The 13,267-nt window shown below is 68.4% G+C and carries 11 protein-coding genes; 2 read left to right on the top strand and 9 right to left on the bottom strand.

The features are described from left to right. Positions 1-11: 11 nt before the first annotated feature. From ABL838_RS09720 to araD, 3 genes are read right to left on the bottom strand one after another with little or no spacing between them, the layout of a single operon-like run. On the bottom strand, positions 12-992 hold the full coding sequence (locus tag ABL838_RS09720) for a Bug family tripartite tricarboxylate transporter substrate binding protein (protein WP_418125173.1): 981 nt from the start codon (positions 990-992) through the stop codon (positions 12-14). A 36-nt stretch (positions 993-1,028) separates the two neighbouring features. Then, the gene (locus ABL838_RS09715; protein ID WP_126024597.1) at positions 1,029-1,739 is read right to left on the bottom strand and encodes a ribonuclease activity regulator RraA; all 711 of its coding nucleotides are present in this window, start codon (positions 1,737-1,739) and stop codon (positions 1,029-1,031) included. Between the two features lie 43 nt (positions 1,740-1,782). Further along, positions 1,783-3,513: an L-arabinonate dehydratase gene (gene araD / locus ABL838_RS09710; RefSeq protein WP_418125172.1), complete on the bottom strand. Its 1,731-nt coding sequence runs from the start codon at positions 3,511-3,513 to the stop codon at positions 1,783-1,785. A gap of 114 nt (positions 3,514-3,627) precedes the next feature. Between araD and ABL838_RS09705 the strand changes: the two genes are divergently transcribed. Then, positions 3,628-4,317 carry a GntR family transcriptional regulator gene (locus tag ABL838_RS09705; RefSeq protein ID WP_126024595.1) on the top strand — a complete coding sequence of 230 codons (690 nt, stop codon included), beginning with the start codon at positions 3,628-3,630 and terminating at the stop codon, positions 4,315-4,317. A gap of 18 nt (positions 4,318-4,335) precedes the next feature. Here the strand turns inward: ABL838_RS09705 and ABL838_RS09700 are convergent, their stop codons facing one another. Genes ABL838_RS09700 through ABL838_RS09685 form a run of 4 tightly spaced genes read right to left on the bottom strand, consistent with a single transcriptional unit; the run spans position 4,336 to position 9,544 of the window. Continuing rightward, complete coding sequence (locus ABL838_RS09700; protein WP_184635955.1) at positions 4,336-4,773, bottom strand: CBS domain-containing protein; 438 nt, start codon at positions 4,771-4,773, stop codon at positions 4,336-4,338. Between the two features lie 48 nt (positions 4,774-4,821). Further along, positions 4,822-5,877 carry a 2-oxoacid:ferredoxin oxidoreductase subunit beta gene (locus tag ABL838_RS09695; RefSeq protein ID WP_126024593.1) on the bottom strand — a complete coding sequence of 352 codons (1,056 nt, stop codon included), beginning with the start codon at positions 5,875-5,877 and terminating at the stop codon, positions 4,822-4,824. Beyond that, positions 5,874-7,724 (bottom strand): 2-oxoacid:acceptor oxidoreductase subunit alpha, encoded by a 1,851-nt coding sequence (locus tag ABL838_RS09690; RefSeq protein WP_418125171.1) that lies wholly within the window; start codon positions 7,722-7,724, stop codon positions 5,874-5,876. Before ABL838_RS09690 ends, ABL838_RS09695 begins: the two co-directional genes overlap by 4 nt. Continuing rightward, complete coding sequence (locus ABL838_RS09685) at positions 7,721-9,544, bottom strand: FAD-dependent oxidoreductase (protein WP_418125170.1); 1,824 nt, start codon at positions 9,542-9,544, stop codon at positions 7,721-7,723. The genes ABL838_RS09690 and ABL838_RS09685 overlap by 4 nt, the downstream gene beginning before the upstream one ends. 222 nt (positions 9,545-9,766) lie before the next feature. Here ABL838_RS09685 and ABL838_RS09680 point away from each other — a divergent pair, with 222 nt between their 5' ends. Then, the gene (locus tag ABL838_RS09680) at positions 9,767-9,988 is read left to right on the top strand and encodes a hypothetical protein (protein ID WP_369658917.1); all 222 of its coding nucleotides are present in this window, start codon (positions 9,767-9,769) and stop codon (positions 9,986-9,988) included. Between the two features lie 24 nt (positions 9,989-10,012). On the opposite strand, the gene ABL838_RS09675 is transcribed toward ABL838_RS09680, so the two are convergent. Together ABL838_RS09675 and ABL838_RS09670 are read right to left on the bottom strand one after the other, a co-directional pair. Beyond that, positions 10,013-12,253, bottom strand: a complete 2,241-nt coding sequence (locus ABL838_RS09675) for an ATP-binding protein (RefSeq protein ID WP_418125169.1) — start codon at positions 12,251-12,253, stop codon at positions 10,013-10,015. 114 nt (positions 12,254-12,367) lie between these two features. Next, positions 12,368-13,213, bottom strand: a complete 846-nt coding sequence (locus ABL838_RS09670; RefSeq protein ID WP_418125168.1) for a helix-turn-helix domain-containing protein — start codon at positions 13,211-13,213, stop codon at positions 12,368-12,370. Positions 13,214-13,267 lie beyond the last annotated feature (54 nt).

The following is a 13,267-nucleotide window of genomic DNA, read 5'->3' as shown; positions in this document are numbered from 1 at the left end:
TTCCGGGTCGTTCAGTCGGCCACGGCGCCGGACTTCTTCACCAGCTCGGCCCAGCGCGGAATCTCCCGGGCCATGTGGTCGCGCAGCTCCTCGGGCGTGCTGCCCACGAGTTCCATCGCGAGCTGCCCGGAAAGCTTGGCATGCACGTCGGGCTGGTGCAGCGCCTTCACGATCTCTGCGTTGAGGCGCTGCACGATGGCCTTGGGCGTGCCCTTGGGCGCATACACGGCCTGCCATGACGACATCTCGAAACCGGGAATGCCCGACTCGATCATGGTCGGCAGGTCGGGCACGAGCGCGATGCGCTTGGCGGTGGTCACGGCCAGCAGCTTGAGCTTGCCGCTCTTGACCAGCGGCAGCGCGGCCGTCACCTGGTCGAACATGAAGGGCACCTGCCCAGCTGCCACGTCGGTCAGCGCGGGTGGCGTGCCCTTGTACGGCACGTGGGTGAGCTTCACGCCGATGAGGTCGGCGAACATCTCGCCGGCAAGGTGCGTCGAGGTGCCGGCACCCGACGAGGCGAAGGTGCGCTTGCTCTCGTCCTTCTTCAGCAGCGCCACGAGGTCGGCCACCGAGTTCACGCCGAGCTGGCTGTTGACGATGAGCACGTTGGGCAGGCGCGCGACCAGCGAGACGGGCTCGAAGTCCTTCATCGGGTCGTACGACAGCTTCTTGTAGAGGCTGGCGTTGATGGCGTGCGTGCTGATGGTTCCGCCGAAGAGCGTGTAGCCGTCGGGCGGCGCCTTCGCCACATAGGCGGCGCCAATGCCGCCGGCCTGGCCGGGCTTGTTGTCGACCACCACCGACTGCTTGAGGCTCTCGCCCAGCTTCTGGGCCAGCGTGCGGCCCACGATGTCGGTGGAGCCGCCGGGCGTGAAGGGCACGACGTAGACGATGGGCTTGGCGGCAGGCCAGTCGGGTGTCTGGGCCGTGGCGGCCAGGGGAAAGAGCGCAGCCGAAAGCAGCGCCGCAGTGAAGCGGATGAAACGCATGTCTTGTCTCCTTGGATTTCTGTGATCGATGCGGGCTCAGCGGCCGTTGGCCTGGCGCCAGGCGGCGAAGTCGGTGCGGCTCTGTTCGTCGGTGGGCGGATAGAGGCCGAGGATGGAGCGGCCTTCGAGCACCTTCTCCTGCACGAAGTCTTCGAAGGCGGTCATCTCGGTCGCCTCGGCGGCGATCTCGTCGGCCATGTGGGCCGGGATGACGATCACGCCTTCGGCATCGCCCACGATCACGTCGCCGGGGAAGACGGGCGCGTCGCCGCAGCCGATGGGCACGTTGATGTCGATGGCCTGGTGCAGCGTGAGGTTGGTGGGCGCGCTGGGGCGGTGGTGGTAGGCGGGAAAGCCCAGCTTCGCGATGTCTGGGCTGTCGCGGAAGCCGCCGTCGGTGACCACGCCGGCCACGCCGCGCTTCATGAGCCGCGTGACGAGGATGCCGCCGGCCGATGCGGCGCGCGCGTCCTTGCGGCTGTCGATGACGAGCACCGCGCCCTCGGGGCACTGCTCCACCGCCTTGCGCTGCGGATGGTCGCGGTCGAGGAAGACGCCGATCTGGTTGAGGTCTTCGCGCGCGGGCATGTAGCGCAGCGTGAAGGCTTCGCCGACCATGTTGGGCAGGCCGGCGTTGAGCGGCCGCACGTCCTGGATGAACTGGTGGCGCAGGCCGCGCTTGAACAGGGCCGTGCACAGGGTGGCGGTGCTCACCTTCATGAGCTGCTCGCGGGTGGCGGGATTCACGTGGGGTCTCCGTTGTCTGGAAGTGGGTGGAATCGGATTGGAGTCAGAAGATGTCGGGCTCGGGCACCGGCTTGCCGAAGCTGGTTTCGAGGAAGTCGAAGTCGCAGCCCTCGTCGGCCTGGCGGATGTGGCGGCCGAACATCCAGCCGTAGCCGCGCTCGTAGCGCGGTGGCGGCGGCGTCCACGCGGCCTTGCGGCGGGCAAGTTCGGCATCGTCGATTTCGAGGTGGATGCTGCGCGCGGGCACGTCGACGCTGATGCGGTCACCGGTCTGCACGAGTGCGAGCGGGCCGCCGATGGCTGCCTCGGGCGAGCAGTGCAGCAGGCAGCCGCCGTAGCTGGTGCCGCTCATGCGCGCGTCGGACAGGCGCAGCATGTCCTTCACGCCCTGCTTCAGCAGCCTGGTCGGGATAGGCAGCATGCCCCACTCCGGCATGCCCGCGCCGCGCGGGCCGGCGTTGCGCAGCACGAGGATGTCGTCGCCGGTCACGTCGAGCTCCGGATCCTCCACAGCCTTCTTGAGCGACGGGTAGTCGTCGAACACCAGCGCGCGGCCGGTGTGCTTCAAGAGGTGCGGCGCGCAGGCGCTGGGCTTGATGACCACGCCGTCGGGCGCGAGGTTGCCGCGCAGCACGGCCAGCGCGCCTTCGGCGTAGATGGGGTTGGCAAGCGGCCGGATCACGTCGTCGTCGTAGACCTCGGCGCCTTCGATGTTCTGGCCGATGGTGCGGCCGTTGACGGTGAGCGCCTCGGTGCGCAGGTGGCCGCGGATGCGTTCCAGCATCGCGGGCAGGCCGCCTGCGTAGAAGAAGTCTTCCATCAGGTAGGCATCGCCGCTGGGCCGGATGTTGGCGATGACGGGCACGCGGCGGCTGAAGGCGTCGAAGTCGTCGAGGCTCACGGCGTGGCCGGCGCGGCGCGACATGGCGATCAGGTGGATGACGGCGTTGGTGCTGCAGCCCATGGCCATCGCGCAGGCGATGCCGTTTTCGAAGTTCGCGCGCGTGAGCATCTTCGCGGGCGTCAGGTCTTCCCACACCATCTCGACGATGCGGCGGCCGCAGTCGGCGCTCATGCGGATGTGGTTGGCGTCCGCCGCGGGAATGCTGGACGCACCCGGCAGCGTCAGGCCCACGGCTTCGGCGATGCCCATCATGGTGGCGGCCGTGCCCATGGTCATGCAGGTGCCGTGGCTGCGGGCGATACCGGCTTCCATCTCGGCCCAGGCCTGTTCGCCGAGGCGGCCGGCGCGGCGCTCGTCCCAGTACTTGAAGGCGTCGGAGCCGGAGCCCAGCACCTTGCCCTTCCAGTTGCCGCGCAGCATGGGGCCGGCCGGCAGGTAGATGAAGGGAATGCCCATGCTGAGCGCGCCCATGGTGAGGCCGGGCGTGGTCTTGTCGCAGCCGCCCATCAGCACGGCACCGTCGATGGGGTGGCTGCGCAGCAGCTCTTCGGTTTCCATCGCAAGGAAGTTGCGATAGAGCATGGTGGTTGGCTTGACCATGCTCTCGGAAAGCGAGATGGCCGGCAGCTCGAGCGGAAAGCCGCCCGCCTGCAGCACGCCGCGCTTCACGTCTTCCACGCGCTGCCTGAAGTGCGAGTGGCACTGGTTGGCGTCGCTCCAGGTGTTGACGATGGCGATGACGGGCTTGCCCATCCAGTCGGCGTAGCTGTAGCCCATCTGCAGCACGCGCGAGCGATGGCCGAAGGAGCGGAAGTCGTCGGGCGCAAACCAGCGGGCGCTGCGAAGGGATTCGTAGGGGCGTTTCGTCAAGGGGTCGTCTCCATGGGCGCTGCACTGCAGGTGCGGCCTTGCCGGCGCTCGCCGGCGTCTTTCCGAGAATTAAAACACTAGTATATTAGTGCGTCAATGACACAATCGCCGGCGATGAGCGCCTCACCGAAGATCCGACTTGACCGCACCCGCCTTGCCGCGCCCCAGGTGCTGGAGAAACTGCGCGAAGCCATCCTTGCGCTCGAACTCGTCCCCGGCACCGTGCTGCAGCGGCAGGAGCTGGCCGATCGTTTCGGCGTGAGCCAGACACCCGTGCGCGAGGCGCTGCTCAGGCTCGACGAGGAAGGGCTGGTGAACGTGTATCCGCAGCACGCCACGCTGGTGAGCCGCATCGACATCTCCGCCGCGCGCGAAGCGCACTTCCTTCGCCGCTCCATCGAGCTGGAGCTGGTGCACCAGCTGGCAATCGAAGAATCGCCGGGGCTGGTCGACCAGCTCAAGGGCGTCATCGCCCAGCAGGCATCGCTCGCCAACTCGCAGCGCTACAGCGATTTCGTCAGCGCCGACCGCGCATTCCATCGCCTGATGTACGAAGCCGGCGGCGTGCTGGGCCTGTGGGACCTGGTGGGCCGCGTCTCGGGCCACGTCGACCGGCTGCGCCGCCTGCACCTGCCGACCGCCGGCAAGACCGAGGCGATCCTGCGCGACCACCGCGCCATCGTGCGGGCCATCGAGGCGAAGGATCCGGACGCAGCTCAGGCCGCGCTGCGCAAGCACCTGTCGGGCACGCTCAGCGCGGTGAACGATATCTGCAAGCAGTATCCCGACTACGTGACCCCTTGAACGGGGCCTCGCCGCGCTTCAGCCCAGCGCGTCGTTCACCTGCTCCCTGAACTCGCTCAGGCTCACCGCCGCGCCGATCTCCCTCGGCAGCGCATCGCGCACCGAGAACACGCCCAGCACCTTCGCGCCCGCCACCAGCGGCAGATGTCGAAAGCCCCGCTCCAGCATCAGCACCACGGCGTCGGACACCAGCGTCTCGGGCGGCACGCAGATCGGGTTGGGTGTCATCACCTCGCGCACCGAGGTGCCGTCGGGGTCCAGCCCCTTGGCGAGCACGCGGGTCATGAGGTCGCGCTCGGTCAATATGCCCAGCAGCGTGTCGGGAAGTTCCATGACGAGCACGCTGCCGCAGTTGGCGCGCGTCATCACGCATGCGGCGTCGCGCACGGTGGCCTGCGGGGCCACGCTGAGCACGTGCTTGCGCGAAATCGATTGGAAAACGGTGCGCTCGGACATGATGCGCCCTCCGTGAGTCGAACCCTGAATGGTGCCGCCGGCCGTTGCTCAGCGCAAGGAGGCGTTGAGCCGTTCCAGCGCCTGGGCGCCGGGGCACAGCTGTTGCGGCCCCAACGCATTGAGCGGCCGGTCGCAGGTGTTGAGTGCGGTGTGCAGGTCGGTGGCCAGCGGGTCGACGTAGAGCAGCCCCGTCACCACCTCGCCCATCTCGTGATGCCGTTGCATGTAGGCCATGGCGGCGAAGCGGTCGCCCGGGTCGTAGTCCGGGTGCAGGCTGCGCAGGCGCAGCAGCGTGCCGTCGTGCTGGCGCACGTCCATCACTTCGCCGGGCTCCATGTCCACGGCGATCTCCTCCCGCCCGCTGATGAAGTCGATGCGGCTCACTGCCTCGTTGTGCTCGCGGATGTAGTCGTAGCTCTTGGTGCTGCCCGGGTGGTTGTTGAAGGCCACGCAGGGGCTGATCACGTCGATGAAGGCCGAGCCTCCATGGCTGATCGCGCCCTTGATGAGCGGCACCAGCTGCGCCTTGTTGCCCGAGAAGCCCCGGCCCACGTAGCTCGCGCCGAGCTGCAGCGCCATGGCCACCAGGTCGACCGGGCTGTCGGTGTTGACCACGCCCTTCTTGCTCTTGGAGCCCTGGTCGGCCGTGGCCGAGAACTGGCCCTTGGTGAGGCCGTACACGCCGTTGTTCTCCACGATGTAGGCCATGCGCACGCCGCGACGCATGGCATGCGCGAACTGGCCCAGGCCGATGGAGGCCGAGTCGCCGTCGCCCGAGACGCCGAGGTACAGCAGGTCGCGGTTGGCCAGGTTGGCGCCGGTCAGCACGCTGGGCATGCGGCCGTGCACCGTGTTGAAGCCGTGCGATGCGCCGAGAAAATAGTCCGGCGTCTTCGAGCTGCAGCCGATGCCCGAGAGCTTGGCGACGCGATGCGGCTCGATGTCGAGCTCCCAGCAGGCCTCGATGATCGAGGCCGAGATGGAGTCGTGACCGCAGCCCGCGCACAGCGTGGAGATCTTTCCTTCGTAGTCGCGCCGCGTGTAGCCGACCTTGTTGGTGGCCAGCGTCGGGTGGCGCAGCTTCGGCTTGGCGAGGTAAGTCATGCGGCCTCCTTCGCGCCGGTCGTGGTGTTGCCTTGCACGTTCGCCTTGCCGACGTGCGCATCGATCGCCTGCACGATGAAGCGCGCGGTGATGGGCGTTCCGTCGAAGTGCAGCACCCGCACCAGCTTCCCCGGATCGGCATCCAGCTCGTTGACCAGCAGGCTGCGCATCTGCGCATCGCGGTTCTGCTCCACCACGAACACGCGCTCATGCTCGGCCAGGAACTGCACCACGCTGTCGGGGAACGGAAAGGCCCGCAGCCGCATCGCGTCCAGATGGATGCCGCGCTCTTCCAGCTCCTGCAGCGCCTCGTGCATGGACGGGCTCGTGGAGCCGAAATAGATCACGCCGAGCTCGGTCTTCTGGGCAGCAGGCCGCAGCACCGGTTGCGGCACCAGCGTGGCCGCGGTCGCGAACTTCTTCAGCAGCCGCTCCATGTTGTAGATGTAGTCCGGCCCGCGCTCCGAGTAGCGCGCATAGGCATCGCGCGTCGTGCCGCGCGTGAAGTAGCTGCCTTTGGTCGGGTGCGTGCCCGGCAGCGTGCGCCAGGGGATGCCGTCGCCGTCCACGTCCTTGTAGCGGCCGAAGTCGCGGCCCGCCTCCAGCTCCTCGGCGGTCATGACCTTGCCGCGGTCGTAGGCCTTGCTGTCGTCCCACTCGAAAGGCTTGCACAGGCGCTGGTTCATGCCGATGTCGAGGTCGGTCATCACGAACACCGGCGTCTGCAGCCGGTCGGCCAGGTCCAGCGCCGCCGCCGCGTGCTCGAAGCACTCGTGCGGGTCTTCGGGGAAGAGCAGCACATGTTTGGTATCGCCGTGCGACGCATAGGCGCAGCAAAGAATGTCGGCCTGCTGCGTGCGCGTCGGCATCCCGGTCGAGGGGCCGCCGCGCTGCACGTTGATGAGCGTGACCGGAATCTCCGCGAAGTAGGCCAGCCCGATGAACTCCGTCATCAGCGAGATGCCCGGCCCCGAGGTCGCGGTGAAGGCCCGCGCGCCGTTCCATCCGGCACCGACCACCACGCCGATCGATGCGAGCTCATCCTCGGCCTGCACGATGGCGAAGCGGTGCTGGCCGGTGGACTGATCGACGCGGAACTTGGTGCAGTACTTCTGGAAGGCCTCGGCCACCGAAGACGAAGGCGTGATCGGATACCACGCGGCCACCGTCGCGCCGCCGTACACGCAGCCCAGTGCCGCCGCGCTGTTGCCGTCCACGAAGATCCTGTCGCCCACCCGGTCGGCGCGCCGCACCTTCAGCCCCACGGGCTCGCGCAGGTTCTCGCGCGCGAAGTCGCAGCCCAGGTGAAGGGCCTGCACGTTGGAGGCGAGCAGTTTCTCCTTGCCCTTGTACTGCTCGCCGAAGAGCTTCTCGACCACCTCGGGCTCGATGCCCAGCAGGATGGCCAGCGCGCCCACGTAGACGATGTTCTTGAACAGCTGCCGCTGGCGCGGGTCCTGGTAGACGGCGTTGCAGATCTCGGTGAGCGGCATGCCGATCACGCGGATGTCCTCCCGGAACTTCGAAGGCGGCAGCGGCCGCGTGCTGTCGTAGAAGAGATAGCCGCCGGGCGCCAGCTCGGCGATGTCGGCGTCCCAGGTCTGCGGGTTCATCGCCACCATCATGTCGGTGCCGCCGCGCCGGCCCAGGTGTCCCTCCTCGGTCACGCGCACCTCGTACCAGGTCGGCAGGCCCTGGATGTTGCTGGGGAAGATGTTGCGCGGGCTCACCGGCACGCCCATGCGCAGGATGGCCTTGGCGAACAGTTCGTTGGCCGAGGCCGAACCCGAGCCGTTGACGTTGGCGAACTTGATGACGAAGTCGTTGACCGCCTCGATCTGCTTCATGCGGTCTCCTTCCGGCTTTGCTCCGGGGTCTTTTCCTGCCCGGCAAGCGTCATCTTCAGCAGGAACTTCTGCATGTCCCACGCGCCGGTCGGGCAGCGTTCGGCGCACAGGCCGCAGTGCAGGCAGACGTCCTCGTCCTTCACCATCACGCGGCCCGTCTTCAGCCCGCCGGATACGTACAGGTCCTGCGCCAGATTGAGCGCGGGCGCCTTCAGGCGCGAGCGCAGCCCCTCTTCATCGGCGTTCTCGACGAAGTTGATGCAGTCCATGGGGCAGATGTCCACGCACGCGTCGCATTCGATGCAGGCGGGCTCGTTGAACACCGTCTGCACGTCGCAGTTCAGGCAGCGCGCGGCTTCCTTGAAGGCGGTGGCGGCGTCGAAGCCCAGTTCCACCTCCACCCGGATGCTGGCCAGCGCCGCCTCGGCCTTGGCCCACGGCACCTTGTAGCGAAGGTCGTTGGAGGTGTCGTTGTCGTAGCTCCACTCATGGATGCCCATCTTCTGCGACACCAGGTTGGTCATCGGCGGCGGGCGGACCTCAATGGGCTCCGCGCGCAGCAGCTTGTCGATGGACACCGCGGCCTCGTGGCCGTGCGCCACGGCGGTGATGATGTTCTTCGGCCCGAAGGCCGCGTCGCCGCCGAAGAACACGTTGGGCACTGTCGACTGGAAAGTGTTCGCGTCCAGCACCGGCAGGCCCCACTTGTCGAAGTCGATGCCGCAGTCTCGCTCGATCCACGGGAAGGAATTTTCCTGGCCCACCGCCACCAGCACCTCGTCGCATTCGAAGTAGGCCTCGGGCTCGCCCGTGGGCTCCAGCGTGCGGCGGCCCTTGTCGTCGTACACGGCCTTGACGATCTCGAAGCGCATGCCCACGAGCTTGCCGTTGTCGTGCACGAAGGCCTTGGGCACGTGGAAATTGATGATCGGAATGCCCTCGTGCGCGGCGTCCTCCTTCTCCCAGGGCGAAGCCTTCATCTCCTCGAAACCGCTGCGCACGATGACCTTCACGTCGCTGCCGCCGAGGCGCCGCGCCGAGCGGCAGCAGTCCATGGCGGTGTTGCCGCCGCCCAGCACGATCACGCGCCGGCCGATACTGCTGACGTGGCCGAAAGAGACGGAGCTCAGCCAGTCGATGCCGATGTGGATGCTTGCCGCGGCTTCCTTGCGGCCCGGAATGTCCAGGTCGCGCCCGCGCGGCGCACCGCAGCCGACGAAGATCGCGTCCCAGCCCTGCCCCATCAGCGTCTTCATCGAATCGATGCGCTCGCCGCCGCGGAACTCCGCGCCCAGGTCGAGCACGTAGCCCGTCTCCTCGTCGATGATCGACTCGGGCAGGCGAAAGCGCGGTATCTGCGTGCGGATGAAGCCGCCGGGCTTGGCTTCGCCGTCGAACACCGTCACCTCATAGCCCAATGGCGCCAGGTCGCGCGCGACGGTGAGCGAGGCCGGCCCCGCGCCGATGCAGGCCACGCGCTTGCCGTTCTTCGGCACGGGCCTGGGCATGCGCGCGCGCACGTCCTCCTTCATGTCGGCGGCCACGCGCTTGAGTCTGCAGATGGCGACCGGCTCCGGGGCCTCTGTATTGCTTTCTTCCACACGCCCGCGCCTGCAGGCCGGCTCGCAGGGCCTGTCGCAGGTGCGCCCCAGGATGCCGGGGAAGACGTTGGAGACCCAGTTGACCATGTACGCATCGCCGTATCGGCGCTGCGCGATCATGCGTATGTACTCGGGGACGGGAGTGTGCGCCGGGCAGGCGTACTGGCAATCGACGACCTTGTGAAAGTAGGCCGGGTTGGCAATGTTCGTTCGCTGCAACACGTGTCTCCTGGCTGTCGCCCGGAACCCCGCAGGGGCCGACGAGTGGCTGGTGGTGTTTTTTGCGCAGTATGCGCCCCGCCTACGGAAGCGCAAGCTTGGTGGAATCCCGCACCGGGGCCGCTGGCGCTGCGGCCAAAGCATCTGCGCCGGGAGGGCGATTCCCCCATTGCGGTCTTCATGCGCTCACAATGTCCGCCGGTTACTCCACGGGACGACACCATGAGCGTTTTGCACATGTTTCTACCGGTATGCGAGCCGGCGCGCAGCGAGGCGCTGGCTCAGTTGCGGAAGACGCACCACCTGCCCCGCCACCTCGTCAAGGGCATCGCGATAAGGCACCACGCCGGAAGCGAACAGGCCGCCGCGGCAGATGCGCAGCAGGCCCAGCTGCAGGCGCAGACACCGCCGCAGGAAGCACAGGCACAGGCCTCGCCGCAATAGCTCGGGCCCCAGCCGGGCCGAAGATCACTGGCTGGCGTTCGGCGTCGCGCGCGCCAGCAGCCGGATGTGCTCGAAATCGAGCAGGTCCAGTGCGTGCCGCACGGCCTCGACCAGCGCCGAATGGCGCGCGTCGGCCGCGAGGCGGTCGGCCCATTCGTGAAGGTCGCTCCAGCGGCCGTCGCGCGCGAGCGTTTCCAGTTCGTCGCGCACCGCCGCGGGCAACGGCTCGATGGCGGGCACCGGCATGCGCCTGGGTTTGTGGACCAGCGCCGGGTTCGGCAGCGGCCTTGCGACCACGGGCACCAGTTCCTTCGGCGCCTCCTTCACGATCACCGAGAAGCGCACGCGCGTGCCCAGGTTGCGGCGGCTCTCCAGCTGCAGCCGCCCGCCCATGTGTTGCACGATGCGCCGGGCGATGGCCAGCCCGAGCCCATGGCCGTTGGAACTGGGCGCACCCTGCTCGAAGGCGCGCATGATGCGCGCCTGCTCTTCCTTCTCGATGCCCACGCCGCTGTCCCACACGTCGAACTCGAGCCGCCATGAATCCTCGCGCGGCCGGGCCTGCACGCGCAGGCCCATCTTGCCGTCGCGCGTGAACTTCGCGGAGTTCGACAGGAGGTTCAGCAGCAGCTGCTGGAAGCGCTTGCTGTCCAGGTACACCGCGGTCGGCAGCGCGCCGAGCACGTCGAGCTCGAAGCGGTTGTGCTGGCGCTGCGCGAGCGTGTCGGCGTACTGCGCGATGTCGTCGATCAGCGCACGCAGGTGCACCGGCTTCGCTTCGAAGGAAAAGGGCAGCAGCTCGCTCCTGGCGTAGTCGAGCAGGTCGTCCACGAGCGCGAGCTGGTAGGCCGCGCTGCGCTCGATGGCCTGCAGCCTCTCGGGCGGCGCAGCGTCGTCTTCGTTGAGCCGGCGCACGTTGCCGATGATGGTCGACAGCGGCGCGCGCAAGTCGTGACTGATGTAGGCCAGCAGCTGCGTCTGCTCGCGCGCCTGCTGGTCGGCCTGCTCCAGCGCCGCGTTCAGCGCGTGCGTCTTGCGCTCCACTTCCTCGCGCAGCCGCTGCTGCTCTTCCGCCTGCCAGTGCGCCAGCGTGCGCTGCGCCGAATGCCGCTGCCGCGACAGGTGCTGCGCCCACGCCGCCAGTGCCACCAGACCGACCAGCATGCCCGGGAAGCCCAGCGCATAGGCGTCGAAGCCGCGGATCATGTGCGCCGGCATCGCCAGCTCGACCAGCCGCAGGCACACGCCGACGGCGACGATGCTCATCACCGGAAACGCCAGCCTCCCGCCCGGCCCCGCGCGGCGCATGTAGATGAAGGTGCTGACGGTCAGCGAAACCACCACCAGCGGCGCGCTCAGCGTGCCCGCCATCGCGAAGGGCGCATAGGGGCCGACGAGCGTGCCCAGCACCACCACGCACTGCGCGAGCGCGAGCACGAAAAGCCATCGCAGCCCGGGCACGCGCACCGGCCCGCGCCGCGACACGGTGTACAGGTACCACATCAGCGAGAGCACGCAGCAGCCCGCGGTGACGCCGGCCGCGCGGTAGCTCCACTCGATGCTGTCGGGCCACAGCGCAAGCCGCGCGTGGCCGCGGTAGGTGCTCTCGTAGAGCGCCACCAGCGCGAAGCCCATGCTCTGCAGCGCCATCGCGAGGTTGCGCGAGATGACCCACAGCGACAGCGAATACACCGACAGCACCAGCAGCCCGCCGATGAGCAGGCCGTCGATCAGCGCGTGGCTGCTTTCCGACATGCGCCAAGCCTCCGCCGAATACAGCTTCGGCACGAGCTTGACGCTGCTGTCGGTGCGCACGCGCACCAGCACGCGCGCCTGCTCGCCGGGGCGCAGGTCGAGGTCGAGCGTGGGCACGCGGTCACGGTCGCGGCCCGCGCTGGAGCGCGCCGACACGCCCGCCTGCTCGTGCGTCCAGCTGGCCCAGCCGGCGAGTTCGCGGCGGGCGTGGAAGTCGACGAACTGCAGCCAGGTGGCATCGAGCACCAGCCGCAGCGGCTGGATGGTGGCGCTGCCGTTCACCACGGTCAGACGCAGCCAGAAGGCGGATCTGGAGAAGCCCGGACGCATGCGCGCGGAGTTACCGGGCTGGAAGCCGTCGGGCGAGTCGTCCTGCAGCGCATCGACCTCGTCGAGCGTGAGCTGCGCGCCGGTGTCCTCGAACATTTCGACGCGCGTGTCGAGCAGCACCGGCCAGCGGGTCTCGTCGTCGATGCGCAGCACGTCCGCCCAGGCGGCGGGAAGCGCCATCAGCCAGAGGACGGCGCACAGCAGGAGCGCGCGAGCGCAGTGAATGCCGCGAATGCCGTGAATGCCGCGAATGCCGCAAGGGCCCGGGGTGGTCACCGCCTTTGCGCTGCCGCGTCAGGCCGAAGGCACCGACGGCGGCGCGACTGGCGCGACTGGCGCGGCGCGCGCCTGGCGGAATGCGGTGGGCGTGCGGCCGAAGCGTTCGCGGAATGCGGTCGAGAAATTGGCGGCACCCGAAAAACCCACTGCCAGAGCCACTTCTTCCACGCTGAGCGCCGAGCCCGCGAGCAGCCGCTGCGCCTCGGCAAGCCGGGCCTCGCGCGCGAACTCGAACACCGTGCGGCCGGTCTGCTCCCTGAACACGCGCGACAGGCGCTTCTCGTGCGTGCCCACGCTCGCGGCCAGCGCGGGCAGCGCCGGCACGTTGGCGAGGTCGGCGCGCACCAGCCGCTCGACGGCCTGGGCGAGCACACGGTCGGCATGGTCCGCAGCGGGCTCGCCACGGGCGTGCTCCAGCGCGCTCTCGGCCTCGTCGATGCAGGCCTGCGCCTGCTCGCGGCAGCTCGCGAGCGCGAGGTGCACCGCCACGCGCGCCAGCACTTCCGCCGGCTCGAAGGGCTTGAGGATGTAGTCGACGGCGCCTTCGCGCAGGCCGGTGAGGCGCTCTTCCACCGAGCTCGACGAGGTCACGAAGATCACCGGGATGCGCGCGGTCGCGCGATCTGCCTTCAGCAGCCGGCAGGTGGCGTAGCCGTCGGTGGCGCCCATGCGCACGTCCAGCAGCACCAGGTCGGGCTGCAGCGCGGTCGCACGGCGGTAGCCCTCGAGCGCATCGAATGCGAGGCTGATGCGGTGCCCCGCCTCTCGCAGCGTTGCCAGCAACAGCTGCAGCTCTTCGATGTTGTCGTCGATGACGAGGATGTGCGCGCGCCGGGGCGGCGTGGTCGACCAGTAGGACATGGGCGTCGAGCGTAGGAGTGCGTCGCCTAAACGCAGCGTGAATTAGTTCACATT

Source organism: Variovorax sp. 160MFSha2.1 (genome assembly GCF_048305075.1).
Classification (GTDB): Bacteria; Pseudomonadota; Gammaproteobacteria; order Burkholderiales; family Burkholderiaceae_C; genus Variovorax; species Variovorax guangxiensis.
Note: the sequence above shows the minus strand (reverse complement) of the source record. Positions and strands in the feature narration are given on the sequence as shown.

Excerpts from the sequence above, each read along its gene's own strand:
- ABL838_RS09720 (WP_418125173.1), bottom strand. The coding sequence starts at position 992 with ATGCGTTTCATCCGCTTCACTGCGGCGCTGCTTTCGGCTGCGCTCTTT.
- ABL838_RS09705 (WP_126024595.1), top strand. The coding sequence starts at position 3,628 with ATGAGCGCCTCACCGAAGATCCGACTTGACCGCACCCGCCTTGCCGCG.
- ABL838_RS09700 (WP_184635955.1), bottom strand. The coding sequence starts at position 4,773 with ATGTCCGAGCGCACCGTTTTCCAATCGATTTCGCGCAAGCACGTGCTC.
- ABL838_RS09695 (WP_126024593.1), bottom strand. The coding sequence starts at position 5,877 with ATGACTTACCTCGCCAAGCCGAAGCTGCGCCACCCGACGCTGGCCACC.
- ABL838_RS09690 (WP_418125171.1), bottom strand. The coding sequence starts at position 7,724 with ATGAAGCAGATCGAGGCGGTCAACGACTTCGTCATCAAGTTCGCCAAC.
- ABL838_RS09680 (WP_369658917.1), top strand. The coding sequence starts at position 9,767 with ATGAGCGTTTTGCACATGTTTCTACCGGTATGCGAGCCGGCGCGCAGC.
- ABL838_RS09675 (WP_418125169.1), bottom strand. The coding sequence starts at position 12,253 with ATGGCGCTTCCCGCCGCCTGGGCGGACGTGCTGCGCATCGACGACGAG.
- ABL838_RS09670 (WP_418125168.1), bottom strand. The coding sequence starts at position 13,213 with ATGTCCTACTGGTCGACCACGCCGCCCCGGCGCGCGCACATCCTCGTC.